This window comes from Aquimarina longa SW024 (genome assembly GCF_001401755.1).
GTDB classification, from domain to species: Bacteria; Bacteroidota; Bacteroidia; order Flavobacteriales; family Flavobacteriaceae; genus Aquimarina; species Aquimarina longa.
In genome coordinates this window covers 107,501-133,933 of sequence record NZ_AVQK01000025.1, presented here as the reverse complement: position 1 = coordinate 133,933, position 26,433 = coordinate 107,501, and the positions used below count along the sequence as shown (strand labels likewise).

22 protein-coding genes and 1 tRNA gene are annotated in these 26,433 nt (G+C 29.3%); 13 read left to right on the top strand and 10 right to left on the bottom strand.

Annotated features, from left to right (window positions below; all coding sequences use genetic code 11):
• The coding region (locus tag N456_RS24285; RefSeq protein ID WP_158447837.1) for a hypothetical protein at nucleotides 1-194 on the top strand (194 nt) is incomplete at its 5' end.
• A gap of 619 nt (nucleotides 195-813) precedes the next feature.
• Entirely contained in the window at nucleotides 814-1,383 is a 570-nt protein-coding gene (locus N456_RS24995; RefSeq protein ID WP_240315494.1) for a mycothiol transferase, read from the top strand.
• 94 nt (nucleotides 1,384-1,477) lie between these two features.
• Here the strand turns inward: N456_RS24995 and N456_RS06465 are convergent, their stop codons facing one another.
• From N456_RS06465 to N456_RS06455, 3 genes are all read right to left on the bottom strand, one after another.
• The gene (locus N456_RS06465) at nucleotides 1,478-1,930 is read right to left on the bottom strand and encodes a GNAT family N-acetyltransferase (RefSeq protein WP_148639217.1); all 453 of its coding nucleotides are present in this window, start codon (nucleotides 1,928-1,930) and stop codon (nucleotides 1,478-1,480) included.
• 91 nt (nucleotides 1,931-2,021) lie between these two features.
• A complete protein-coding gene (gene rpiB / locus N456_RS06460) occupies nucleotides 2,022-2,456 on the bottom strand; it encodes a ribose 5-phosphate isomerase B (protein WP_062055110.1) in 435 nt (144 codons plus the stop codon).
• Nucleotides 2,457-3,296: 840 nt separating this feature from the next.
• A complete protein-coding gene (locus N456_RS06455) occupies nucleotides 3,297-3,536 on the bottom strand; it encodes a putative signal transducing protein (RefSeq protein ID WP_062055108.1) in 240 nt (79 codons plus the stop codon).
• Between the two features lie 368 nt (nucleotides 3,537-3,904).
• On the opposite strand from N456_RS06455, the gene rnr reads away from it, so the two are divergent.
• From rnr to N456_RS06440, 3 genes are read left to right on the top strand one after another with little or no spacing between them, the layout of a single operon-like run.
• On the top strand, nucleotides 3,905-6,100 hold the full coding sequence (gene rnr, locus N456_RS06450; RefSeq protein ID WP_062055106.1) for a ribonuclease R: 2,196 nt from the start codon (nucleotides 3,905-3,907) through the stop codon (nucleotides 6,098-6,100).
• A 56-nt stretch (nucleotides 6,101-6,156) separates the two neighbouring features.
• Nucleotides 6,157-6,831, top strand: a complete 675-nt coding sequence (locus tag N456_RS06445; RefSeq protein WP_062055104.1) for a head GIN domain-containing protein — start codon at nucleotides 6,157-6,159, stop codon at nucleotides 6,829-6,831.
• A gap of 37 nt (nucleotides 6,832-6,868) precedes the next feature.
• Entirely contained in the window at nucleotides 6,869-7,564 is a 696-nt protein-coding gene (locus N456_RS06440; protein ID WP_062055102.1) for a LysE family translocator, read from the top strand.
• A gap of 33 nt (nucleotides 7,565-7,597) precedes the next feature.
• Here N456_RS06440 and N456_RS06435 read toward each other — a convergent pair.
• Both N456_RS06435 and folB read right to left on the bottom strand, forming a co-directional pair.
• Nucleotides 7,598-7,668, bottom strand: a tRNA-Cys gene (locus N456_RS06435).
• A gap of 95 nt (nucleotides 7,669-7,763) precedes the next feature.
• Nucleotides 7,764-8,120 carry a dihydroneopterin aldolase gene (folB, locus tag N456_RS06430; RefSeq protein WP_062055100.1) on the bottom strand — a complete coding sequence of 119 codons (357 nt, stop codon included), beginning with the start codon at nucleotides 8,118-8,120 and terminating at the stop codon, nucleotides 7,764-7,766.
• A gap of 382 nt (nucleotides 8,121-8,502) precedes the next feature.
• On the opposite strand from folB, the gene N456_RS06425 reads away from it, so the two are divergent.
• On the top strand, nucleotides 8,503-10,545 hold the full coding sequence (locus tag N456_RS06425; RefSeq protein WP_062055098.1) for a glutamine--tRNA ligase/YqeY domain fusion protein: 2,043 nt from the start codon (nucleotides 8,503-8,505) through the stop codon (nucleotides 10,543-10,545).
• A 73-nt stretch (nucleotides 10,546-10,618) separates the two neighbouring features.
• Here the strand turns inward: N456_RS06425 and N456_RS06420 are convergent, their stop codons facing one another.
• The 5 genes from N456_RS06420 to gltX form a co-directional block, all read right to left on the bottom strand.
• Complete coding sequence (locus N456_RS06420) at nucleotides 10,619-12,823, bottom strand: S8 family serine peptidase (RefSeq protein WP_062055096.1); 2,205 nt, start codon at nucleotides 12,821-12,823, stop codon at nucleotides 10,619-10,621.
• Between the two features lie 293 nt (nucleotides 12,824-13,116).
• A complete protein-coding gene (locus N456_RS06415; protein WP_062055094.1) occupies nucleotides 13,117-13,626 on the bottom strand; it encodes a hypothetical protein in 510 nt (169 codons plus the stop codon).
• A 293-nt stretch (nucleotides 13,627-13,919) separates the two neighbouring features.
• On the bottom strand, nucleotides 13,920-14,867 hold the full coding sequence (locus N456_RS06410; RefSeq protein WP_062055093.1) for an SPFH domain-containing protein: 948 nt from the start codon (nucleotides 14,865-14,867) through the stop codon (nucleotides 13,920-13,922).
• Between the two features lie 70 nt (nucleotides 14,868-14,937).
• On the bottom strand, nucleotides 14,938-15,105 hold the full coding sequence (locus N456_RS24280; RefSeq protein ID WP_158447836.1) for a DUF4177 domain-containing protein: 168 nt from the start codon (nucleotides 15,103-15,105) through the stop codon (nucleotides 14,938-14,940).
• A gap of 127 nt (nucleotides 15,106-15,232) precedes the next feature.
• On the bottom strand, nucleotides 15,233-16,744 hold the full coding sequence (gene gltX / locus N456_RS06405; RefSeq protein WP_062055092.1) for a glutamate--tRNA ligase: 1,512 nt from the start codon (nucleotides 16,742-16,744) through the stop codon (nucleotides 15,233-15,235).
• A 413-nt stretch (nucleotides 16,745-17,157) separates the two neighbouring features.
• On the opposite strand from gltX, the gene N456_RS06400 reads away from it, so the two are divergent.
• The 7 genes from N456_RS06400 to N456_RS06370 all read left to right on the top strand — a co-directional run bounded on the left by N456_RS06400 (nucleotide 17,158) and on the right by N456_RS06370 (nucleotide 25,624).
• A complete protein-coding gene (locus N456_RS06400) occupies nucleotides 17,158-20,556 on the top strand; it encodes a DUF4175 family protein (RefSeq protein WP_062055091.1) in 3,399 nt (1,132 codons plus the stop codon).
• Nucleotides 20,549-20,968, top strand: a complete 420-nt coding sequence (gene ybeY / locus N456_RS06395; RefSeq protein WP_062055090.1) for an rRNA maturation RNase YbeY — start codon at nucleotides 20,549-20,551, stop codon at nucleotides 20,966-20,968. The genes N456_RS06400 and ybeY overlap by 8 nt, the downstream gene beginning before the upstream one ends.
• A 99-nt stretch (nucleotides 20,969-21,067) precedes the next feature.
• On the top strand, nucleotides 21,068-22,939 hold the full coding sequence (gene mnmG / locus N456_RS06390) for a tRNA uridine-5-carboxymethylaminomethyl(34) synthesis enzyme MnmG (protein WP_062055118.1): 1,872 nt from the start codon (nucleotides 21,068-21,070) through the stop codon (nucleotides 22,937-22,939).
• The gene (locus N456_RS06385; RefSeq protein ID WP_062055089.1) at nucleotides 22,939-23,406 is read left to right on the top strand and encodes a hypothetical protein; all 468 of its coding nucleotides are present in this window, start codon (nucleotides 22,939-22,941) and stop codon (nucleotides 23,404-23,406) included. The genes mnmG and N456_RS06385 overlap by 1 nt, the downstream gene beginning before the upstream one ends.
• Nucleotides 23,407-23,514: 108 nt before the next feature.
• A complete protein-coding gene (locus N456_RS06380) occupies nucleotides 23,515-23,997 on the top strand; it encodes a hypothetical protein (RefSeq protein ID WP_062055088.1) in 483 nt (160 codons plus the stop codon).
• Nucleotides 23,997-24,848 carry a class I SAM-dependent methyltransferase gene (locus N456_RS06375; protein ID WP_062055087.1) on the top strand — a complete coding sequence of 284 codons (852 nt, stop codon included), beginning with the start codon at nucleotides 23,997-23,999 and terminating at the stop codon, nucleotides 24,846-24,848. Before N456_RS06380 ends, N456_RS06375 begins: the two co-directional genes overlap by 1 nt.
• Before the next feature lie 230 nt (nucleotides 24,849-25,078).
• Nucleotides 25,079-25,624 (top strand): OmpH/Skp family outer membrane protein, encoded by a 546-nt coding sequence (locus N456_RS06370; protein ID WP_062055085.1) that lies wholly within the window; start codon nucleotides 25,079-25,081, stop codon nucleotides 25,622-25,624.
• Nucleotides 25,625-26,433 lie beyond the last annotated feature (809 nt).

Below are 26,433 nucleotides of genomic sequence, written 5' to 3'. Positions count from 1 at the left end.
GGAATCCTGCAAAATTTGTTGCCAGATTACAGGCGTATAATGCCTCGGATAATCCTATTCTATTCGGAATAAGTTTTGAGGATGGTCATGGAGGAATGAATAATAGTAAGTTAGAACGATATGGTAAATATGCAGATGTATTTACTTTTGCCTTATGGCAAACAGGTCATCCTGAGTATCAGTTAAAGGAGTAAAAAGATGTATTTTTATCACTTTATATATTCATTAATCTAAAAATAATATACTTATCAAAACTCTTAAAATTATTACTGTAGCTCTAATACTGTTATAATTACAGTTACTATTGCACAAACCAAAAAATCTCTCGGGATTGGGCTGCTTTTACACAATCAATAGAGATTAAAACAACTAAAAAAACCAATTTTAAACTACAAGCATCTGTAAAAGTAACATCAGAAAACAACGATGGAATGGCAGGGCTATGGGTACGAGTTGATAATAGTAATGGAGAATCTGGTTTTTTTGATAATATGTTAGATAGACCTAATTATATCTAATCAATGGGCTACCTATACCATAGAGGGAGAAATTGATAAAAATTCTAAAACACTTAATTTTGGAGGGATATGTGTCTATAATGGTCAATTCTATTTTGATAATTTTGAACTATCTATCCAAAATGAAAATGGAGAATATAAAAAAATCATTATCGATAATGGTCAATTCGAAAATCAAATAAAAGATCAAACAATTCCTAGTTGGCAATGGGGAATTGGTAAAAACAAAAAAACTGTTATAAAAGAATTTACACTATATTCTATAAAAAATACTGAGGATAATTCTTTTAGTTTAATGCTAGAAGGTAAGGGTGTTAAAAAAAGTAGGGTAATTAATACAGAAGAGGGATTTACTCCGCAGATAGGCACATTGGTTGCCATGCTCAATAACCTAAGTAATAGAGTAGAACGAACTGTGAAAAATCTTGATATAAGAGAAACTGATCATTTATTAGATGAAAAAGCAAACAGAATTGGTGCATTAATTATGCATCTAGCAGCCGCAGAAGCATATTATCAGGTATATACTTTTGAAAACCGTAAGTTTACTAAAGAAGAAAAAGAAAAATGGCAATTAGGACTAAGTCTTGGTAAAGAAGCTCGTGAAAAATTAAAAGGAAAACCTATTGAGTATTATCTAAATATTTATAAAGAAGTACGAAAAAAAACAGTAGAAGAACTTGCTAAGCGCAATGACGAATGGTTAGAACAGATGCGTCCTGGATCTACGATGAATAATCATTTTGCATGGTTTCATGTAATGGAACATCAATCTAGTCATCTAGGACAGATCTTACTGCTAAAAAAACGTATCCCAAAAGAGGAAAACAGTATTAAACTCCCAAAAGAAGAGGTAGATCAGTAGTGTGACGATCATATAGCTTCTCTATACTACCATCAAAAAAAGCTGTAAAAGAGTCCTCTTTTACAGCTTTTTTTATTTGTCATATTTCTATCTATTACTTACTCTCTCTTATCATCGCTATATGAGGTATTCCATCCTCTAGATACTCCTCTCCAATAGGTATAAAACCATGTATTTTATAAAATTTTATAAGATATACCTGCGCAGATATTTTGATTTTTTTGGTGTTAAAATGCTCTTCTATAGCGTTGATACTCTCTTTAATAAGACTATGACCATAGCCGTATTTTCTTTCTGTCTCAGCTACTACGACTCTACCAATACTAGCACTATCAAAATAATATCCTGCATCAAATACTCTGGTATAGGCTACGATTTTTTGATCTTTATATCCGATTACATGTAGTGCTTTTTGATCCTTATTATCAATATCCTGATATACACAATCTTGCTCTACCACAAATACCTCTGCGCGTAAGCGCAAAATTTCATATAACTCTGGTGTTGATAACCTATCAAAAGCTTTGGTCTTAAATCTTATATCCATATCGTAATAATACTAACTATATATTGGTAGAAAATATAACAAAAAAAGTAGTAATGTATGATTACTACTTTCTATTATGTGTTTTACGAGCTTATAAACACATTGGTATTTTTTGTACTCTATTTTGGTGTCTACCACCCTCGAACTCGGTGTTTAAAAATGTTTTTACCATTTCTATTGCCTGAGGTAGTGAGGTAAATCGTGCAGGGATACATATAATATTAGCATCATTATGTAATCTTGTTAACTCTGTGATTTCTTTTGTCCAACAAAGTCCCGCACGAACAGTATCATATTTATTAGCAGTCATAGCTACTCCATTACCACTACCACAGATTAAAATTCCGAAATCAACATTCTTAGTATCTACATCTTTTGCCACAGGATGTACAAAGTCTGGATAATCAACACTACTATTATCATTAGTACCATAGTTGATAACTTCAATTTTCTGAGATTCTAGATATGTTGCAATAGCAACTTTATAGTCAGTTCCTGCGTGATCGTTTCCTATAGCTATTTTCATTTCTTTTTATTGGATTGGATTATAGGGACAAAGATACTTTAATCTAAAAAAGTAAACTCCAAAAAATCACTAAATCAATAACCTCCAACCAAACTCACGAGGTATGTCGCCAAAAAAGGTTTTTTTGTTTTAATTATAGAATACGGAGTATTAAACTCTCTATGAAGGCTTTAACCCAATATTATCGCAATGTTAATAACTCCTATTTCTGTGTTAACACTAAGTGTGAATAAACAGTTCCTAAAATTCATAAAGTTTTTTTGGTAATCTTAATTTTTATTAGAATACAAGCATCCTAGGGAGAAATCAAAATTATAACTTATCTTTTTTTAGGGAAGTTTTCAAGTGTTAAGTCAATGTTATCAACTACGGTTTTACCGTAATTATATTAAGAAATTTATGTGTTTATAAACTATTAACAACTGTTAATTAAATTTTAGTTTTGTAACATTTTCAGCTAATTAGACTATTCATATCCTGTTCATATATATTTGAAAATTCGAATTAACTTTAAAAACAAATAAAATAAAAAAAAGATATACCGCTATCCACACTACATTATAATCATTATTATTTATTTTAAATTTTAAAAAAGAAAAGATATATATAATATATATGTTGAAAACTATAGTGAATAAAGAATACGATGTCTTATTTTTTTTAATGTTCTATTTCTATTCTTGTATGACTCTATAAAAAAATGTAGTGTTACATTTAGGTATAACTTAGCTATGTTTCTATTTTAGAATACTAAATAAGATTATAAAATAAAAATTGAACCCCTTTATAAGAGCGTCTAACTTCCTGAGGTTATAGAATAGAATTGTTTTTATAAAAAAATTATACGATTCTTAAATGAGAATCCATGTTTAGATCATCTATGATCTGCAACGCTTTATCTTTATCTTTTTGATGAACTTTTAGATTGATACCTCCTAATGCATTTGAATAAAAAGGAAAAACACCTATCATTGTTTCGTTTTCAAAAAAATATGAAATTCCTTCTCTATCCAATATAGTTTTTAAGATAGCGTACTCAAAGGGGTATGTATATGTAGTAATAGTAACAAAATCTTTCATTATAATAATTCTGTGGTATATTAACCTTATCCGAGCAATATACAAAATAAGTCTAATAATTTGATTTTTAGTTACTAAATAACCTGAGATAGAATATAATTTTATAAAAATAATAACTCGTTATCCATAGGTTTTCTTAACTAATTAGATAGCAATATACTTTTATACTACTCTATTTATGAAGTTATATTTCTGAATAAAATATGAAGATTTTTTTTTTGGTTAATGGATGAGTTTTAGGATATCTTTTAAAAAAAATGACTTAATGCTATTAGTATACTTTGCAGATTGATAAAAGATTAAACTTAAAATTACTGATCTTGAAAAGATAAACTGTACTTTTATCATAAATAATAGAATACATATTAATGAAAGGAAAGAGTAGAAGAAGAAGAAAGAAGTCATCAAAAATAGAGAATATCACTCAGGGAATACTAAAAATGTTAAAAACTGAGCCTACTAAAAGTTTTAATTATAAGCAAATTGCTGCAAAGTTTGGAGTTGATGATGCGAGTAGTAGAAACCAAATTATAAAAAAATTAGCTCAGCTCGCCGCAAAAAAAGAAATAGAAGAAACAGAAAGAGGAAAATTTAAAATAGTACCTAATATAAATACGTATACCGGTAGTTTAGAAATCACCTCCAAAGGTACAGGATATGTCATTGTAGAAGATCTTGAAGATGATATCTTTATACCTAATAATAACTTAAACAAAGCATTACATGGAGATGAGGTAGAGGTATATATCTATCGCAGAAAACGAAGAGGGAAAAGTGAAGGAGAGATTTCTAGAATTATTTCGCGTAAGAAAGATGAATTTGTAGGAGTTATAGATATCCAAAAAAATTATGCTTTTGTAAACATGCAGGATACCAAAATGTATACTGATATTTTTGTTCCTAAAAATAAAATAGGAAAAGCAGAAAATGGAGATAAGGTATTAGTAAAACTCGAAGATTGGCCAGAAAAAGCAGATTCACCATTCGGAAAAATCGTTAAAGTCCTAGGAAAACCCGGAGAGCATAATACCGAGATCCATTCTATTTTGGCGCAATATGGATTGCCTTATGAGTTTCCTGCAGAAGTAGAAGAATATGCAAATCAATTAGATACCAGTATCCAAGAATCAGAAATAAAAAAACGTAGGGATATGAGAAAAACCCTAACGTTTACTATAGATCCAAAAGATGCTAAAGATTTTGATGATGCATTATCGTTTCAGGTTTTAGAAAATGGTAATTACGAAATAGGAATTCATATCGCAGATGTATCCCATTATGTAAAACCAGGGACATTACTGGATGATGAAGCTTATGAAAGAGCAACATCAGTATATCTGGTAGATAGAGTAGTACCTATGTTACCCGAAGTATTATCTAATAATGCATGTTCATTACGACCTAATGAAGAAAAATATACATTTTCTGCCGTGTTTGAACTTAATAATAAAGCAGAAATTGTAGAGCAATGGTTTGGTAGAACAGTTACCTATTCTGATGCACGATTTGCATATGAAGAAGCACAGCATATCATAGAAACCAAAGAAAATACAATTCCTACTGAGATCTCTATTACAGGAAAAGAATATACAGCAGATCCAAAAATAGCAGAAGCAGTTCTTAAATTAGATGAACTTGCCAAAATTATGCGTGGTAAAAGAATGAGAGAGGGAGCCATTTCTTTTGATAAAGTAGAAGTAAAATTTACGCTAAATGAAAATAGTGAGCCTGTAGGAGTGTTTTTTAAGACTTCTAAGGACGCTAATAAGCTTATCGAAGAGTTTATGCTACTTGCTAATAAAAAGGTAGCAGAATTCATAGGAAAACAAAATCCTAAAAAAACATTCGTATACCGAGTACATGATGAACCGAATGATGAAAAATTAGCAGCATTACAAAATATCATAGGGCGGTTTGGATATAAACTAGATCTTAGAGATCGAAAAACGACTACCCAATCATTAAACGGATTGTTAAAAGATGTCCAAGGTAAAAAAGAACAAAATCTAGTAGATACTTTAGCCATACGTAGTATGAGTAAAGCAGAATATACCACTCATAATATAGGTCATTATGGATTAGCATTTGAGTATTATTCTCATTTTACTTCTCCAATACGTAGATATCCTGATGTTATGGCACATCGTTTGCTACAACAATATCTAGATGGTGGAAAATCTGTTGCAGAAGAAGAATATGAAGAAAAATGTAACCATAGTAGTAGTATGGAAAATCTAGCTGCCAGTGCAGAACGTGATTCTATAAAGTTTATGCAAATAAAATTTATGAAAGATCATGAGAATGAGCAGTTTGTTGGAGTTATTTCTGGAGTAACAGAGTGGGGAATTTATGTAGAAATCATTGCCAATAAATGTGAAGGGATGATCCGACTGAAAGATATGAATGATGATCGCTATATTTTTGATCAGGATGAATATGCTATTGTTGGAGAACAAACCAAAAAAAGATACCAATTGGGAGATGAAGTAGTGGTAAAAGTAAAAAATGCAGATCTTATAAAACGACATCTAGATTTTATATTGTTAGGTAGTAAAGAAGAATAATTAGAAATAAGTGTCGTTTTTTAAGTAATATATAGTAATTATTAAAAAATAAAACGATGAACAAAATAACACTTCTTTTTATATTCTTTATAGTAATAACAGTACAAGCACAAGATACCATAACTAGAGATATCGGTGATTTTACTGAACTGAAAGTATTTGATAAAATACGAGTGACCTTAATTAAAGGTGATGATAATAGAGTAGAAATCACAGGTATAAAAAGAAGAGATGTTGATATCATACAAAAAAATAATCTTCTAAAAATTAGAATGTCTATAGGTAATCTATGGGATAATAATAATACAGAAGTAATTGTGTATTATACTGATATCCATAAGATTGATGTTAATGAAGGAGCTAGAGTAGAAGTCACCAGTACAATTGATTCAAAAAATCTGGATCTAAGAGCTCAGGAAGGTGCTAGTATGATTGCTACTATTGAAACTGAATTTTTATATACTAAAGCAGTTACAGGAGGAGAAATTATATTAAAAGGAAATGCAAAAGAACAAGATATTAGTATTACTTCTGGAGGACAGTATCATGCAAAAAATCTTAAATCCAAAAAGACTATGGTAAAAGTTAGCGCCGGTGGAACAGCTGAAGTATATGCTAAGAATTATATAAAAGCAAATACAAATGCAGGAGGAACTATAAAAATTTATGGAAATCCTAGAGAAATCGATTCTCAAAAACTTTTAGGTGGAAAAATTATTGAAGTTAACTAGTAAGTTTTAAATTTGTAAGAAATACGTTTAGACCGCTATGCTACACGATGCTCAGGCAGCTATACCATTAGGTTTCTTATTAGCTTTTTTAATAGGACCTGTTTTTTTTGTACTCCTAGAAACCGCTGCTATAAAGGGATTTAGAGCAGCTTTGGCTGTTGACCTAGGAGTTATTTTTGCTGATATAGTATTTATTCTTATCGCATATTTTAGTACCAATCAGATTTTAGAGAAAATAAAAGACGATCCTGCCTTATTTATATTTGGTGGAATGTTATTAGCGACCTATGGAGTGATTTCTTTTATTCAGGAAAGAAAAAATTATAATAAACTCAGAGATACTTCTGTAGAAATTATCAATAAGCATAATTACCTAATGCTCTTTATCAAAGGGTTTTTACTTAATTTTATTAATATAGGAGTTTTAGGATTTTGGTTAAGTATTATTATTGTTATTGGTCCTCAGTTAGATATGGATACTAATAGGATACTATACTTTTTTATGATGGTTTTAGGTACGTATCTTTTTATTGATTTATTTAAAATGTTGTTGGCAAAACGACTTAAAAAGAAGTTGACCCCTAAAAGAATATATCTAATTAAGAGAATCATTAGCATTGTGATGGTTGTATTTGGTATATTTCTTATTCTAAAAGGTGTCTTGCCTGATACTATGGAAAAAAGAATTCAGAACGAAATTGAGAAAATCACCCCCGAATCTAAATTTAAATAAAAAAATCCCATACATAATGTACGGGATTTTCTGAGGTGTCGAGCGGATTCGAACCGCTGTAGATGGTGTTGCAGACCACTGCCTAGCCACTCGGCCACGACACCCTATTTTTTATAGATGGCAAATGTAAAAAAAAATCTGGTTACTTCTTAAATGATTTTGAATTAAATAAAAATTCTTATGTTTTTATATGATAAAATTAACGAATTTTACTTTTTGTAATAGTTACCATTTCTACATTTCCACCAATAGGAGGATTAATTTTAGAAACATCTACAACTGCTTTATCAACTAATGGTATTTCATCTAATATTCTTACCAAAATACGTTCTGCAGCATGTTCTAATAACTTAGAACGTATAGCCATTTCTTCTTTTACAATACGATTAAGATGAACATAGTCTACCGTTTCTGCTAATACATCTGATAGTGCAGACTTTGATAAATCTGCTTTTACTCTTAGATCTACTCTATAATCAGATCCTATTTTTTTTTCCTCTACAAGACATCCATGGTACGCATATACCTTGATGTTTTTCAATTTTATGAGTCCCACACAATTTTTTTGTAAAGATAAAAAGAATCTTTGGTATTAAAATAAGGTAAAAATCCTATTTTTTTGTTGCATAGCCTTATAATTCATTGAATAACTTTATTTATAGATACTTATCATTGTCATTCTATGTTTATAGAAGTAGTTAAAAATGTAGACTTTCTAATATTCGATGATCAAAAACACAGACCTTAGTTTAATAGCATTCGTAATTTTGGCATCTAATTGATATTAATTCGTATTAAAGACTTTTATACAATAGTTAAGCATCATTAGAATTTGTAGTTTTGTGTTTTTAAATTACTTCTTATAAGGAGTAGGATTTTATGAATTAAAAACGATAATCTTTAAAATTATTTTAACAGAGATTATCATCATTATAGCTATGACAGAAGAGAAAAAGTCACTTAATTTTATAGAACATCTTATAGAAGAAGATCTTAAAAGTGAGATAAGTATAGAAAATTTACGTTTTAGATTTCCACCAGAACCTAATGGATATTTACATATTGGTCATACAAAAGCAATAGGAATAAGTTTTGGTTTAGGACTGAGATATAATGCACCAGTAAATTTGCGTTTTGATGATACTAATCCAGCAAAAGAAGAGCAAGAATATGTAGATGCTATTAAGGAAGATATCACTTGGTTAGGATATCAATGGGATCGAGAATGCTATTCTTCTGATTATTTTCAGCAGTTGTATGACTGGACTGTAGCATTAATTAAAAAAGGTAAAGCATATGTAGACTCTCAATCTGCTGAGACTATTGCTGAACAAAAGGGTACAACTACTGAGCCAGGTAGTAATAGCCCATATAGAGATCGCTCTATAGATGAGAACTTAGATCTTTTTGAGAAAATGAAACAAGGAGTATTTAATGAAGGGGAACATGTAGTGAGAGCTAAGATAGATATGGCAGATCCTAATATGCTGATGAGAGATCCTTTGATGTATAGAATTTTAAAAAAATCACATCATAGAACAGGAGATGACTGGTGTATCTATCCTATGTATGATTGGACACATGGGGAAAGTGATTATATCGAAAATATATCACATTCACTATGTTCTTTAGAATTTAAGCCTCATAGAAAGTTATATGATTGGTTTTTGGATCAGATATATAGTGAGAATATACGACCTAAACAAAGAGAATTTGCACGTCTTAATCTGAGTTATACGATTATGAGTAAGCGTAAATTACTTAGATTAGTACAAGAAGGAGTTGTATCAGGATGGGATGATCCTAGAATGCCTACAATATCTGCATTACGAAGACGAGGATATACACCAACATCTATAAGAAAATTTGTAGAAACGGTAGGAGTTGCTAAACGAGAAAATGTAATTGATGTATCTTTATTAGAGTTCTGTGTACGAGAAGATCTTAATAAAAAAGCATCACGAGTAATGGCTGTTTTAGATCCTATAAAATTAGTAATCACTAATTATCCAGAAGGAAAAGAAGAGTGGCTAGAAGCTGAAAATAATCCAGAAGATGCTACTACAGGTTCTCGAAAAGTACCTTTTTCTAAAGAACTATATATCGAGAGAGAAGATTTTAAAGAAACAGCAGGTAATAAATTTTTTAGACTAACATTAGGTAAAGAAGTACGGCTTAAAAATGGATATATCATCAAAGGAGAAGCTGTTATAAAAGATGCCAAAGGAGATATTACCGAAATTCATTGTACATATGATCCCAAAAGTAAATCTGGTAGCGGTACTGAAGAATCTAAACGTAATGTAAAAGGTACACTACATTGGGTTTCTATACCACATGCAATTCCTGCCGAGGTTAGAATTTATGACAGATTATTTAGTGATGAAGCACCAGATAGTCATAAAGATAAAGATTTTATAGAATTTTTAAACCCAGATTCTCTAAAGGTGATAACGGGTTATGTAGAACCAAGTCTTAGTGATGCTAAACACTTAGATCAGTTTCAATTTCAGAGATTAGGATATTTTAATGTAGATCCTGATAGTAAACCTGATCAATTAGTATTTAATAAAACAGTAGGATTAAGAGATAGTTGGGCTAAGGTAAAACCAGTTGCAACCCAATCTAACCCTCAGAAACAATCCCAAAATCAGCAAAAAGGGATACCAGCAATCGAAGAAATAAAGAGAGCAGGGAAGAAGTATACTAATCTTCCAGAAGATAAAAGAGCAGCTCTTAAAATTAAAATACAAGCAGCTGCTAAAACTATAACTATAGATGAGTTGGTACCATTATATGAAACTGCCGTTAAAAAAGCAGGAACTCGCATTGCTGTAATGATAGCATTAGGCATCGTTTTAGAAACTAATAATAGTACACCAGATCAATTGGCTAAAGACTTTATTAGTAAAGCACTTAATGATAAGAATGAATTATTACAATTAGAAGCAAAAACAATGGTTTCTAAATATTCTTTATAACTCAAAAATATAATATGAAAAACCTCACAAGCCAAAAACTTGTGAGGTTTTTTTGTTACACTTTTTTATAACTTTAAAAAGTTAATTTTACTTTATAAATTTTGTTAAGTTTTTGATTAGCAATATATAAAGTATTACTATAAGTATCATATGCAAGAGCATCTACACGTTTATTGACTCCTCCTGGAGCAATGATTGTATCTCTAAGCTTAAAATTAGAACGTTTTACAACAGTAATTTTTCCTGTATTAGTATTACCGCAGAATAGATATCCATCTCCATACACTATAGCATGGCATGATCCTCCTGGTGCAGGAACAGAATTTAATAAAACACCATTACTTTTCTTGATTTTATGGATCTTATTTATAGTAGAGTAGTAGGCATATGATCCATAAAAGGTCAATCCTTCTCCTCTTCCTGCAGGAGCAGATATGCTACCTGCTAAGCTACCATTAAATGGATGAAATTTATTAATACTACCAGATCCAGTGGTAACATTTGCTCCATGAATAAATTTTCCATCCCATCCTAATGACCCTAATGTATTATTAGCAGGAGGATCAAATGATTTTATAACAGCCCCATTTATAGGATTTAGTAAATAAATTTTTTCACTAAAAGCTTTTTGAGTTACAAATAATAATGCTTTTCTTTTTGGAAAAAAAGGAATAGGATGTACTCTAATACTTCTGGCATATGCCATACCAGTACTAGATCCTGCATTGGCTTGTGGAAAATTAAAAGTTTTAATCAATTTAGTTTTGATCTTAGGTTTAGGAGTTTTCTTTATTGCTTTATAAGCATTTATTCTTCCTGTTCCTAGTTTTCCTGCAAATCCTGGATTTTTAGCATCAATATTATCTGTAGTTTGCTCTATAATCTTTCTTACCTGTGCATTAGTTAAATCTTTGTTTTTAGACCATATTAAGCCCGCTAAACCGGCAACATGTGGCGATGCCATAGAAGTACCATTTTTATACGAATATCCATTGTGATTGTTATTAGGAACCGTAGACCATATATTAACACCAGGAGCAGAAACATCTACTTTTTTTCCATAATTAGAAAAAGAAGCTCTTTTATCTTTTTGATCGGTTGCTGCAACAGCGATAACTTGGCTATATATCGCAGGATATTGAGGAATTATATCAATATTTCTATTAGCATTACCAGCAGCAAATACCACTACTACATTATTTTTTACTGCTTTTCGGATTGCATTATAAACACCCGTATGATGTCCACTCATTCTCCAACTGCAATTGATCACATAGCGATTATTTTTTTTCAGTTTTGCTTGCTTTGCTACATAATTAATAGCATCAGCTCTATTCGCATTTTTTCCGGATGTGAGATTTACTCTCAGAGGCATAATTTTACATCGTGGAGCAACACCTATTATTCCTTTGGTATTGTCTACAGCAGCAGCAGTACCAGCAACATGAGTTCCATGAGTTCCACTATCCATTGGATCTTTAGATAATGCTGAAGCAAAATTCCAATCCTCAGATCCTCGACTAAGAATATTATTTTTTAAGTCTTCATGTTTATAATCTACACCTGTATCTATTACTGCAATAATTACTTTTCTATTACCTCTTTGTTGATTCCAAGCAAGATTAGCGTCAATGTCAGCATCATTAATCCCAGATGTACCATTTACAGATTGCCCAGTATTTTTCAATCCCCATAATTTTTTAAAATCCGGATCATTAGGAGTATATAAAGCATCTTCTATACCTACTTCTGAGGCTTCTGAAAAAAGAACCTCATCCATACGATTAAATTTCTCCATAGTCTCAAATAACCCTTTTCCAGAAGGAACATAGAGTGTATAATACCCCTCAGTTCTTTGTTTTTGGGCTATAGTACATCCTTCTTTTTTTAGAATTTTTTCAATTTGATCTTCACTTAGATTTTCTTCAAACTGTACAGTAAATTCGTCTGGCATAAAATAATGTGTATTCTCTTCTTCATCTACAAGAGAAGGAATAGAATTAGCTACTTTATCACTTAGAGAATCTACATCGCTAGAGGCAGTATTTAGAACATCTAAACTTAGTTTTTCAATAATTGCAAAACCAGAATCTAAATCAAAAACACTACTTTTATTTAGTAAATCAGTTGTTTTTTCGTCTAATACATCTTGGCTTTCTATTTCATTTACCCTTAGAGAGACTACTACTTGTTCTTCATTAGGTATAAAACTTCTTTTTTTACCTAATAATTTGTCATAAAATTCATAAGAATCTTCTTTTTTTACTTTTGTTTTCATAATTCATTTATTTAATAATTGTACATCCGTATTAGATCGGTTTTTCAAACTTTATTTTTTTGAAAAAACCTAGTTTCTAGGGGTGTTTAATGAAAACCAAAATTTGTTTTTAGAACTATTTTTTATGGTTTCCTATAGAATTATGGGGAGAAGTTTAAGGATGTAAATCTACTAATAAATGTAATAAAAAATAGAGGTTAAAGACCTGATATTTAGAGGTTTTAACCCCTATATTAATAAGGTTAATACTGGGAGTAGAAGAGTTTTTTTCCTTTTTTTAGGAATACTTAGCTTTAGTTATCTGCTATATGTTCATCTAATGGAATTTCTATTTCAGTTTTAAATCTAGGAAATAGTTTTTTAGTATCAGGATCATCTAAAAGTTTATTAGATTCTACAAAATACCACTGAGATTTCTTTTTATCATAAAAACCAAATAGCGAACTTTTTAAAATTATTAGTCGTCCATTAAAATCCATTTTTATAGTATTTTTTACGAGACAACGATACTCTTTATTTTCTTTTTTTATATCAGTTACTTCATTAACCTCAGAGCTGGTAATTTTAATTTTTTGAGCTTCCATGGTTCTAAAAATTTCTTCCATGGTATCTGTTAATTGTTTTTTACCAAATTTTTTAAAGATATTAGGATGCGTATATTTTAATAACGCATCAGGATCTTTTTTTAGAGACGCTTCAGAAGTAGCTTTTGCATCTCTTATTGCATATTCTTTAAGCGTATCTATATTTTGAGAAAAAACACTTCCAGAAATAAGTAAGAAAATAATAAAATAATTTTTCATCTGTTTGTATTTAATTTTTTTAAAGAATCAGATTATGAATAGCCACTACTTATTTTATAAAAATTTAATAGTATAGATTTATCTTAGGGGACTATTTTTTATAAAGATACTTATTTTTTAAGTATAATTAATATCTATTGTTTTTAACAAATCATTAATTTTTCTTATGAAAAATGGATTCATATAAAGCATTTTTAGAACGATTAAAATTTATTGAATATGATATTAAACCTATTATATTATAATACTCTAAAAACGCTTTATATTTAGTTTTATTAAATTTAAGATATTTTTTACTGATTAGTATCTGGTTTTTTCCCGATACCTTTTTTTGCATTTTGTTTTTTCATTTCTTCTCCAATTTGATTAGAAGCTGTAAATGATGCAATCATATTATTTAACATATCACTACCGGCTTGTGGAGAATTTGGTAATAGAATTAAATTACTATTAGTTTCTTCTCCTATGGATTGTAATGTATCATAGTGTTGAGTTACTACAATTAGGGCAGAGGCTTCTTGAGAATTGATACCTACATTATTTAAAACATCGACACTCTCTTCTAAACCTCTAGCAATTTCTCTACGCTGATCAGCAATCCCTTGTCCTTGCAATCTTTTGCTTTCCGCTTCAGCACGTGCTTTTGCTACAATTTTAATTCTTTCAGCTTCAGCTTCATATTCTGCTGCTACTTTTTCACGTTCTGCAGCATTAATCCTATTCATAGCTTCTTTAACCTGCATATCCGGATCAATATCAGTTACTAAGGTTTTTATAATATCATAACCATAATTTACCATAGCTTCATTTAATTCTTGTTTTACAGCAATAGCAATATCATCCTTACGTTCAAAAACATCATCTAATTTCATTTTAGGAACCTCGGCACGTACAACATCAAAAACATAAGATGTAATTTGATCATGAGGATTTTCTAATTTATAAAAGGCATCGTATACTTTTTCTTTTATAACTTGAAACTGTACAGATATTTTAAGACGTACAAAAACATCATCTTTAGTTTTGGTTTCTACAAGGACATCGAGTTGCTGAATTTTTAAATTAATACGCCCAGCAATACGATCAAAAACAGGAATTTTAAAATGTAAGCCTGAGTTTCTGATACTTAAAAATTTACCAAAACGTTCTACAATAGCAGAAGTCTGTTGCTTAACAGTAAATATTCCTGATATAATGATGATAAACAGAAATATGACTATTGGAATAAAAAATAAACCCATTGTTTTTTATATTAAATGTTAAACTCTTATTTATTCATTAATGTACTAATAAATTGTAAATAGATATTCGTTATTTTGAAATTGTTATCATTGCTGTATATAAATTAGCTAAATAACTTATATCAATAACTTCCCAACCTTCTTCTGAAGATTTATTTAAAGTGTCTTCAACTTTTTTTCTTAGTTTTTCTATAGACCAAGTATTTGATACTTTTATTACTTTAAATTGTTTTCCCATAAGTACAAGTTTTTAATATAGTTACTTTATTCGTATAAGTTTATTTATATATGTTACAACTCTAATCAAGAAATGCCATTATTACTATAAAAAATAATGGCATTTTGTAACATAATTAGTTAGTTTTTTAGTTGTTCTCTATCGCATTTTCTATTCTTTTGATAGTTTCTTCTTTACCAATCAGTGAGGCGATTTGAAACAAATCAGGACCTTGTAATGATCCTACTAAAGCAATACGAAGTGGCATCATAATTCTACCAAAACTAATTTCTTTTCCTGTAATCCATCCTTTTATAGTCGTGGATACGTTATTTTCAGAAAAGTCAGTAATGTCATTAAGTATTCTGGTTAGCTCATGCATTAAGCTTGATGTATCTTCTTTCCATGCTTTTTTTACAGCTTTTTCATCATATTTAGTAGGGGATATAAAATAGAAATTACTAAGTTCCCATAGATCCATTGTAAAAACGGCACGTTCCTTTACAGTATTTACAATAGTAGTAAGATCTAATGATGTAGAAATATTTTTTTCAGAAAGTATATTTTTAAATTGATCTACTAATATATCAGAATCCATTTTTTGCAACTGTTGTTGTTGAAACCATTTGGTTTTCTCGGGGTCGAATTTAGCTCCAGCTTTATGAACACGTTTTAGATCGAACTCTTGTATTAATTCTTCTAAAGAAAATAACTCTTGCTCTGTTCCTGGATTCCATCCTAGAAATGCAAGCATATTAACTACAGCTTCTGGTAGATATCCATCTTCTTTATATCCTGAAGAAATTTCTTGAGTTTTTGGATCTGTCCATGCCAATGGAAAAACAGGAAAGCCCATTTTATCACCATCTCGTTTACTTAATTTTCCTTTTCCTACGGGTTTTAGGATTAATGGAAGATGAGCAAAAATAGGGGAGTCCCAACCTAAAGAACGATACAATAAAACATGTAGTGCCAGAGATGGTAACCATTCTTCTCCTCTGATAACATGTGTAATCTTCATTAAATGATCATCTACAATATTAGCAAGATGGTAGGTTGGCATTCCATCACTCTTAAATAATATTTTATCATCTAGGATATTAGTATCGATTTTCATATCCCCTCTAATCTCATCAGTAAGATGTAATATTTCATCTTGTGGTGATTTAAATCGGATTACATAAGGTATACCAGAATTTATTTTATGAGTTACTTCATCTTTAGAAAGAGATAAAGAATTAGTCAATTTTTCTCTATTGTGCCAATTGTATATAAATGTTTTTCCTTTAGCTTCGTGATCTTTTCTATGATTGTTTAAAGCTTCAGAAGTATCAAATGCATAATATGCAAAACCATCTTTTATAAGTTGATCAGCATATTGTTTATATAAATGTTTACGTTCACTCTGTCTATAAGGTCCGAATTTACCTTCTTTTTCTATTCCTTCATCAAACGGTATACCACACCAATTCAAAGCATTTTTGATATATTCTTCTGCACCAGGAACATATCTATTTTGATCAGTATCTTCTATTCGAAGTACAAAAGTTCCATTATTTTTTTTTGCGAAAAGATAATTAAATAATGCTGTTCTTACTCCTCCTATATGTAAGGGACCGGTAGGACTAGGTGCAAAACGTACCCTAATATCTTTTATCATGACTGTGTTTTTTAAAAGCTTATATATAATAACAAAGATACAATCTTATACCAAAATGATGTGTGAAAGAAGAGATATGTAGACTGAATTATTTTATCCTTTAAAATAGAATAGAGTAGTAGCTAAAACTATATTTTTATAAGGAAGAGTGCTAACAAAAGTTAACCTATTTATAACAATGATCTGTTTCATTTCACGTGGAACATGATACATAACAGTATAAGGATTGTAGTAGAAAATAGTTCATTAGATAATCAATACGATAGATAACAAAGATAGTATAAGAATAAAAATGTTTTTAATTTTTTGATAAAGACTTATATTCTAGTAAGTTGAATTATCATAAATATAACAATCCTATTAAAAATAAAGTTGTAGATTTATAAGTTAATGAAAAAAGGAAGATCTAGTATATGGAGAATTTTCAATTCATAAAAAACAAGTTAGAACAGTTTATCAAGAAGTACTATATCAATGAACTAATCAAAGGGATTATTCTTTTTTTTGCAATAGGTGTTTTGTACTTTTTGATCACACTATTAATTGAGAATTTTTTATGGCTTAATACATTGGGTAGAACACTATTATTTTGGCTATTTATAGTAGTGGAAGTAGGCTTGTTTATAAAATTTATAGTACTACCAATAGCAAAACTATTTAAACTTACTAAAGGTATAGATTATAAAAAAGCATCTAGTATTATAGGTAATCATTTTCCTGAGGTGAGTGATAAACTCATAAATCTTCTACAATTAAGCGAGAATGAAGATTCATCTTCATTGTTATTAGCAAGTATAGAGCAAAAATCAAATCAATTACAACCAATACCTTTTAAATTAGCAATTAATTTACAGAAGAATAGGACATATTTAAAATATGCAGCACTACCAGTAGTGTTATTTTTTATTTTATTTTTATTTAATAAAACACATTGGATTTCAGATAGTTATAAAAGAGTTGTTAATTATGAAATTGCTTATGAACCACCAGCACCTTTTCAATTTTTTATAGCTAATACTGATTTAAATGCTTTTGAAAATAAGGATTTTTTGTTAAAAGTAAAAATTGTAGGTGATGTTATCCCTGATAATGCCACGATTACTTATAATAATGAAATTTACTTTTTAAAAAACGTTGGAGTAGGAGAGTTTGAATATACATTCATTCAGCCAAAAGAACCTATAGAATTTAAAATCGAAGCTAACGATATACATTCTATTCCATATGACCTATCCATAGTACCTATTCCTGCCTTATTAGATTTTACTATGAAATTGGATTATCCAGGATATACAAAAAAGACTGATGAAGTTTTAAAAAGCTCTGGTAATGCCACTATCCCAGAAGGAACTAAAGTAAGTTGGGTTGTACAGACCAGAAATACTGATAAGGTAGAATTAAAAACTAAAGATTCTGTTATCTCTATGATACAGAATACAACAGATTTTATATACCATAAAAAACTATATAAGAACTTGGATTATGAGATTACTACATCAAATAAAAGTGTACAGAACTATGATAATTTATCATTTAGGATTAATGTAGTAAAAGACCAATATCCCGAATTAAATCTAAAATCTGAAAAGGACTCTATTGATAATCATACATTATATTTTTATGGTAGAGTTAGTGATGATTATGGATTAACCAAACTTAGATTAGTGTATTACGATGTAGATAAAGCATCTGATGTTACTATTAAAAATATAGGAATTAAAGGAACAGAATTTGATGAATTTATATACACATTCCCTTCAGATATTGACTTAGTAGAAGGAATTAATTATGAATTCTATTTTGAGGTTTTTGATAATGATATACTTCATAATTATAAAAGTACAAAGAGTCAGGTTTTTAATTTTAGACAATTATCAAAAGCAGAAAAAGAAAACACACTATTACAAAAACAGAATGAGGCCATATCAGGACTTCATAAATCATTAAATAAATTTAAAGAGCAGGAAGAAGAATTAAAAGCTTTAAGTAAAACTCAAAAAGAAAAGAAAAGATTAGATTTTAATGACAAAAAAAAGCTAGAAGACTTTTTAAAACGCCAAAAAGAGCAAGAGAAAATGATGCAAGATTTCTCTAGGGAATTGAAAGAAAACCTTAATCAGTTTGAAGATAAAAAAGAAGAACCATTTAAAGATGCCCTAAAAGAAAGACTAGAAAGAAATGAAGAAAAGCTCAAAAAAAATGAAAAGCTTTTAGAAGAAATAGAACGATTATCTAAAAAAATTCAAAAAGAAGAACTTACTAAAAAACTTGAAGAATTAGGTAAAGAAAATAAGAATATAAAGAAAAATTTAGAACAACTTCTAGAATTAACCAAACGATATTATGTTGCAGAAAAACATGAAAAACTCGTAGAGGAACTTGATAAATTATCTGATAAACAAGAAAAACTATCTAATAAAAAGGATGAAGATAATACTAAAGAAAAGCAAGAAGAATTAAATAATGAGTTTGAAGAATTTCAAAAAGAAATGGAGAAACTCAGAAAAGAAAATGAAGATTTAAAAAAACCCATGGATTTAGATCAGAAAAAAGAAGATGAAAATGAGATAAAAAAAGAGCAAGAACAAGCAAGAGATAACTTAGAGAAAAACGATAAATCCGATGCTAAGAAAAATCAAAAATCTGCCGCTCAGAAAATGAAAAAGATGAGTAATAGTATGAAAATGCAAATGCAGATGGCCGGAGGAGAACAGCAGCAAGAAGACATGCAAATGCTAAGACAGATTTTAGATAATCTAGTAGATTTTTCTATTGCACAAGAACGCTTAATGAAAGATTTTAAAGGAATAGATATTAATAATCCTTCATATTCTTCTAAGTTAAGAAAGCAAAGTGTTTTAAGAGAGAACTTCATACACATAGATGATAGTCTATATGCCCTTGCGTTACGTACACCTAAGATTACAGAAAGTGTTACTACTAAACTGACAGATATAGAATTTAATATAGATAAATCATTAGAAAAATTATCAGAAAACATGGTAGTGCCAGGTTCTGCAAATCAACAATATACCGTTACAGGATCTAATGATCTGGCATATTTGTTAAGTAGAGCATTAGATCAGATGCAGAATAGTATGTCTGCTTCGGGCAGTAAAGGAAAGAACGGTTCTAATGAATTTCAATTACCAGACATTATAAAAAAACAAGAAGAGTTAAACAAACAGATGTCTGAAGGAGCTAAGAAAGGAAAGAAGGAAGGAAAGAAGGAAGGAGAGAAAAAAGGTAAAGAAAAAGGAGAAAAGAAAGGTGATAAAGAAGGAGAGAAGAATAGTGGTAAAGGAAAAAAAGGAAATCAAAAAGGAGGTAAGAATGGTAATAAAGATGATGGAGGAAATAAGAATGGCGAGGGAGAATCACAAATGCAAAAAGAGAATCTAGATGGGGAACTATATGAGATTTATAAACAACAGCAACAGCTTAGAAATGCATTACAAGATCGGATTAAAAAAGAGGGAAAAGGAAATAAAATTGGTAGTGGCTTATTAAGAAGGATGGAAGAAGTGGAGCAAGAGTTACTAGAAAAAGGATTTAATGAGAGAACTCTTAGTAAGATGCTTAATTTAAAGCATGAATTACTCAAACTGGAAGATGCTACTCTAGAGCAAGGAGAAGAAAAGAAAAGAGAAAGCAAAACAAATAAAGTACAGTTTGATAACCAAAATAGTAACCAATTAGATAAAGCTAAACAATATTTTAATACTACTGAGATATTAAATAGACAAGTATTACCTTTGCGGCAAAATTATAAGCAAAGAGTACAACGTTATTTTAACAAAAAAAATGATTAATTTTTTTTACGAAACAGATAGTAAATTAGCTTCAGAAGCTAGTTTATCCTCATGGATCAGTACTGTTATCCTGTCCGAAAAAAAGACGGAGGGAGAAATTAGTTTTATCATATGTGATGATGAATATTTATTAAAGATTAACCAAGATTTTTTAAATCACGACACATATACTGATATTATAAGTTTTGATACCACATTAGGAAATCAATTAAATGGAGATATATTTATTTCTTCAGAAAGAGTGCGAGAAAATGCTACAGAATTTAAGGTTTCTTTTGATGAAGAAATGAGACGTGTTTTAATACATGGCGTATTACATTTCTGTGGATATAAGGATAAATCAGAAGAAGAGGCGAAGCTTATGAGGCAAAAAGAAAACGAAAAACTATTAATGTTCCACGTGGAACATTAATAGTTTTTCTTAAATAAGTGAAGATTGTTCCACGTGGAACAATCTTTCTTTTATAAAAATATAAATCATGTTCCACGTGGAACAATTGGATATAAAGTTATGTTTGAGAATGAATATGATGTAATAGTAGTAGGTGCTGGACATGCAGGAAGTGAAGCCGCAGCCGCAGCCGCTAATTTAGGATGTAGTACGTTGTTGATTACAATGAATTTGCAAAACATCGCTCAGATGAGTTGCAATCCTGCAATGGGCGGTATTGCAAAAGGGCAAATCGTAAGAGAGATAGATGCGCTTGGAGGGTATAGTGGAATCGTGAGTGATCGTACCGCAATACAGTTTAAGATGTTGAATAAATCTAAAGGACCTGCAATGTGGAGTCCAAGAGTTCAGAGTGATCGAATGCGATTCGCAGAAGAATGGAGACTGCTGTTAGAACAAACGCCTAATTTAGATTTTTATCAAGAGATGGTAAGCGGACTTTTAGTAGAGAATGGAGAAATAAAAGGAGTACGAACTTCATTAGGAATTGAAATAAAAGCTAAAACTGTTGTGCTAACAAATGGAACTTTTCTGAATGGATTAATTCATATAGGAGAAAAACAATTTGGTGGAGGTAGAGCAGGTGAAAAAGCTGCAACCGGAATTACAGAACAATTAATTGATTTTGGATTTGATGCTGGTAGAATGAAAACAGGAACACCTCCTAGAGTTGATGGAAGATCGTTAGATTATTCTAAGATGATAGAACAACCAGGAGATGATCAACCAGAAAAATTTAGTTATTCAGGTTTAACAAAACCATTAATAAAACAAAGATCATGTCATATGACATATACTTCCTTAGAAGTTCATAATGTACTTAAAGAAGGTTTTGATCGGTCTCCAATGTTTAATGGTAGAATTAAAAGTATTGGACCTAGATATTGTCCTTCTATAGAAGATAAAATTAATAGATTTGCAGATAAAGAAAGACATCAACTATTTGTAGAACCAGAAGGTTGGGATACAGTAGAAGTGTATGTAAATGGATTCTCTACATCATTACCAGAAGATGTACAATTTAAAGCATTAAGATCTGTAGTAGGTTTTGAGAAAGTAAAGTTTTTTAGACCAGGATATGCAATCGAATATGATTATTTTCCACCAACACAATTGACACATACCTTAGAAACAAAATTGATTTCAGGATTATTTTTTGCAGGACAAATCAATGGAACCACAGGTTATGAAGAAGCAGCTTCTCAAGGATTGATGGCAGGAATAAATGCAGCACTAAAAGTTAAAGAAGAAGAATCTTTTATACTTAAAAGAAGTGAAGCTTATATAGGAGTATTAATTGATGACTTAATTACTAAGGGAACAGAAGAACCATATAGGATGTTTACTTCTCGTGCAGAGTATAGAACATTATTACGACAAGATAATGCAGATTTTAGACTTACACCCCGATCTCATCAAATAGGTTTAGCATCTGATGATAGAATGAAAAGGATGGAAGAAAAAGAAAAGAAGTCTTCTGCATTTGTTAAATTCTTTAAAGACACAAGTGTTTCTCCTCAAGAAGCAAATCCTGTTTTAGAAGAAAAGAAATCATCACCAATTAATCAAAGTGGTAAATTATTTAAATTATTTTCACGCCCTCAGATTACATTAGAGGATATTAAACATTTTGATAAAGTTGCCGAATATATAGAAGAGAATAATTTGGATAAAGAAGTTTTAGAACAAACAGAAATTCAAATTAAATATTCTGGTTATATCGAAAAAGAAAAAAATAATGCAGATAAATTAAATAGATTAGAGAACTTAAAAATCCCTAAAGATTTTGATTATTCTAAATTAAAATCTCTTTCTTATGAAGCAAGAGAAAAAATGACTAAAATTAAACCGGCAACAGTTTCTCAAGCATCACGAATTAGTGGAGTTTCTCCAAGTGATATTTCTGTGCTTTTAGTTTATATGGGAAGATAATGGATTGTGTAATTATTAGAGAAACACAAACTTTTGGGATTAGAATATTATTATTTTCAGTAATTATATGTTGTGCATCTTTTCTTATTCTAATGGATGAGATTCCAATACTCCCTAGCATTTTTCTTGTTTGTATAACTATTATTTTATCAGGGTTTGTTAAATCATATAAAATCACTAAAGATTTTAAAAACGAGTTACTTTTAACTTTTTATGGAGTCATCATTCGTAGATCTCCACTTGATCTAGAATTTCCAGATTATATTTCAGTTTTTCATGCTTCATTTATTAGTAGAAATGAAGAAGATGGTACTGAAAATAAGTTTAAGAAATGGGTAGTTAGATTTTTTAATGAGAATCATCATTTTACAATTTTTGAAGACGGTAGTTATAATAATGCCTTAGAAATTGCAAAAGAATTGAGTGAGCTTTTAGAAGTAGAAATTTATGACACATCAAAACTATAGTTCCACGTGGAACATTTTTTTTAAAAAAATATAGAATAATTAGAATCTAAATCGTATTAAGAGCTTAATATGATTTTGTGTAGAGGAGTATTTATAAAAAAAATAGTAATGAAAATAAATTTTTATTGTTTTCTTGTTCTGTTTTATTCTTGCATTACTACACATAAAGTAAAGCAGATTGATAATTTTAGGATAGAAACAGAAAACATATTTAAAGAAGAAACTTTTGTATTTAAACCAAATATGCTCCCTGGCGTTGCAAGGAGATCTTTGCGTAAGCAATTTGGTTTAACAGATGATCAAAATATTTCTGATTTTAATATAAAATTGTTTAATGAGTTTGATTTGATGTTTAATGTTAAAATAAGTTTTGAAGTAGATAGAGAAGAATCAACTTATTTGCTTCCTTATGCCGATGAAGAAACTATTGGCGATGCAGAGACTTTTGTAAAAATTAGTATTGTAGATTCTAGCGGAAATAATTGCCTTTCTACAAGATCTCTATTTTATGCTAAAACAGTGTCGTTTTTGATGGATATTAAGAATACCATTAAAAAAGAAGAATATTATAATACTCCAATTATAAAATAATGAATACAGAAAAAACCTTAGATTTTTTTATAGAGTGTAAAGATCATACCGTTTCTGGAGAAAAGTTTCAATTACAATATGATAAAGAGTATGATATGCTAATTACCTCTCCAAAACCTAATAATAGCGAATTGAGTAAATATTACGAAAGTGAAGATTATATTTCTCATACAGATGCAAAACGATCCCTTTTTGAAAAACTATATCATATCGTTAAGACATATTCTCTAAACAAAAAAGTAAAACTTATTTCTCAATTGCATAAAACCCCAGGTTTGCTTTTAGATATTGGAGCAGGGACAGGAGATTTTTTAAATGTAGCAAAAAATGCAGATTGGAAAGTTGAAGGAGTAGAACCAAGTGATCAAGCAAAAAAACTAGCAGCGAAAAAAGGAATTGATTTAAAACTTGATACTAATGATTTAGAATCGTACAGTTTTGATATAATTACAATGTGGCATGTTTTAGAACACATTCCTGATATAAAAGATCAAATTAAAGAATTAAAACGTCTCATAAAACCAAATGGCTATGTGATTATTGCAGTTCCGAATTTTAAATCATATGATGCAACATATTATTCTTCTTTATGGGCAGCATATGATGTACCTAGACATCTCTGGCATTTTTCTAAAACATCTATTAAAAAACTTTTTGAAGAACAAGATATGAGACTAGAAAAAATTGTACCAATGAAATTTGATTCGTTTTATGTATCACTTTTATCAGAAAAATATAAAAGAGGCAAAATGAATTTTTTAAGAGCTTTTTGGCTAGGGTTCCTTTCAAATTATAAAGGAAAACAAAATAAAGAGTATTCTTCACATATTTATATACTAAAAAACAGCTAATTTCTATTTTTAGATAGCTGTTTTTGTTTTTTTAAGCTTGCAATATACATTTGTGTCTATTTTTATAGAAAACGCCTTAAAACGCTTTATTTTTAATATATTTTAATAGTTTTTATTTATTAAAAAAAACAAAATAATCATTTTTTATTATATATAGTTTTTTTGAGAGTATATAATGAATAACATCACATGAACTTTGATATTTTTGCTGAGAACTTAATTTTTGAAAAATGAAAAAAATTTTATGGATTGCAGGAGCACTTTTAATTTTAGCATCATGTAATCAGCAAATAGAGAAAACAGGTTATGTAAATAACACTAAAGTTGTTTCTGATTACAAAGAAATGAAAGCAGCACAAGAAAAATGGACAAAGAAAAATAATGAAGTACGAGCTGAACTTGAAGAAAAAGCAAAACAATTTCAGATCGAAGTACAAGGATATCAGAATATCCAGAAATCCATGTCTGCTGCTAATAGACAAAAAAAGGAGCAAGAGTTGATGACAAAACAGCAAGCTTTACAGAGAGAACAACAAGCTAAAATGCAAGAAATTCAGCAAGGAAGTCAAGTGGAGATTGATTCTATTATAAACAAAGTAAAGAGTTATATCGAAGATTATGGTAAGAAAAATGGATATACGTATATCTATGGAGATACAGAAACCAGTAATATACTATATGGTAAGAAAGAGTTAGATCTTACAGATCTAATTCTTAAAGAAATAAATGATGGAAATATCTCTACTAAGACAGATACTACAGAAACTAAAGAGTAATTTTTCTTTATAAATTTATAGCCCTTATCATGTACACATGATAAGGGTTTTTTGATTATAGAAATAAGCATTTTTTATACCATAATTTGATAATATATAGTTCATTTTTATTCTTAATTATGATATAAATAAGTACTATATAGTTGTAAGTAATTTAAATAGATTTTATACATAATGGGTATGAAAAAACTATTCAAAATATGATTTAGATAATTATTTTCTTCATAAAATTCATTTTACCTAATTAAATTTCATGAATGTTAATTTTTTTGAAGAATATAAAAAAATAAAAGGATTTTATAAATAAAATGAAATAAAATCAAAATTATGCACTAATTTATTCTTTATTAAGATACTTTTTTTTGGTGCTATTTTTTAATTTTAATAGTAGAGATTCTGTACTTTTTTTTACACTTTATCGTCAAAAACTGCCTTTTTCAGAGAGTTTTATTTTCGTTAAATGAGCAAAAAAAAAAGATTTTTTTTTAATTTCCATGACTTATACGCTAATTTTTAAGACATAATTAGGGGAGATTTAAGTTTTTTATATATAGGTATTATACTTTTTTTAAACATCTAAATATTTGATTAACAAAAAATTATGTATATTTAGATACTTGTTATTTTAGTTTCTATTTGATTCAAATTTGAACAATATTGTGTTGTAAGATAATTATTACAAAAAAAAGTTAAATTTTAGTTTGATATAAACATTTAATTTTTAATTTTATGTCTTGATAAAAAATATATTAACAATATTATTAACAAGCGCCCCAAATCGCAAAGTTAATAGTAGCATATCCACCCAA

Excerpts from the sequence above, each read along its gene's own strand:
- N456_RS06385 (WP_062055089.1), top strand. The coding sequence starts at position 22,939 with ATGGATTGTGTAATTATTAGAGAAACACAAACTTTTGGGATTAGAATA.
- N456_RS06455 (WP_062055108.1), bottom strand. The coding sequence starts at position 3,536 with ATGAAAGATTTTGTTACTATTACTACATATACATACCCCTTTGAGTAC.
- N456_RS06420 (WP_062055096.1), bottom strand. The coding sequence starts at position 12,823 with ATGAAAACAAAAGTAAAAAAAGAAGATTCTTATGAATTTTATGACAAA.
- N456_RS06415 (WP_062055094.1), bottom strand. The coding sequence starts at position 13,626 with ATGAAAAATTATTTTATTATTTTCTTACTTATTTCTGGAAGTGTTTTT.
- N456_RS06400 (WP_062055091.1), top strand. The coding sequence starts at position 17,158 with ATGGAGAATTTTCAATTCATAAAAAACAAGTTAGAACAGTTTATCAAG.
- ybeY (WP_062055090.1), top strand. The coding sequence starts at position 20,549 with ATGATTAATTTTTTTTACGAAACAGATAGTAAATTAGCTTCAGAAGCT.
- N456_RS06380 (WP_062055088.1), top strand. The coding sequence starts at position 23,515 with ATGAAAATAAATTTTTATTGTTTTCTTGTTCTGTTTTATTCTTGCATT.
- rpiB (WP_062055110.1), bottom strand. The coding sequence starts at position 2,456 with ATGAAAATAGCTATAGGAAACGATCACGCAGGAACTGACTATAAAGTT.
- N456_RS06445 (WP_062055104.1), top strand. The coding sequence starts at position 6,157 with ATGAACAAAATAACACTTCTTTTTATATTCTTTATAGTAATAACAGTA.
- gltX (WP_062055092.1), bottom strand. The coding sequence starts at position 16,744 with ATGATAAAAGATATTAGGGTACGTTTTGCACCTAGTCCTACCGGTCCC.
- N456_RS06375 (WP_062055087.1), top strand. The coding sequence starts at position 23,997 with ATGAATACAGAAAAAACCTTAGATTTTTTTATAGAGTGTAAAGATCAT.
- N456_RS24995 (WP_240315494.1), top strand. The coding sequence starts at position 814 with ATGCTAGAAGGTAAGGGTGTTAAAAAAAGTAGGGTAATTAATACAGAA.
- N456_RS06465 (WP_148639217.1), bottom strand. The coding sequence starts at position 1,930 with ATGGATATAAGATTTAAGACCAAAGCTTTTGATAGGTTATCAACACCA.
- N456_RS24280 (WP_158447836.1), bottom strand. The coding sequence starts at position 15,105 with ATGGGAAAACAATTTAAAGTAATAAAAGTATCAAATACTTGGTCTATA.
- N456_RS06440 (WP_062055102.1), top strand. The coding sequence starts at position 6,869 with ATGCTACACGATGCTCAGGCAGCTATACCATTAGGTTTCTTATTAGCT.
- N456_RS06425 (WP_062055098.1), top strand. The coding sequence starts at position 8,503 with ATGACAGAAGAGAAAAAGTCACTTAATTTTATAGAACATCTTATAGAA.
- rnr (WP_062055106.1), top strand. The coding sequence starts at position 3,905 with ATGAAAGGAAAGAGTAGAAGAAGAAGAAAGAAGTCATCAAAAATAGAG.
- N456_RS06370 (WP_062055085.1), top strand. The coding sequence starts at position 25,079 with ATGAAAAAAATTTTATGGATTGCAGGAGCACTTTTAATTTTAGCATCA.
- mnmG (WP_062055118.1), top strand. The coding sequence starts at position 21,068 with ATGTTTGAGAATGAATATGATGTAATAGTAGTAGGTGCTGGACATGCA.
- N456_RS06410 (WP_062055093.1), bottom strand. The coding sequence starts at position 14,867 with ATGGGTTTATTTTTTATTCCAATAGTCATATTTCTGTTTATCATCATT.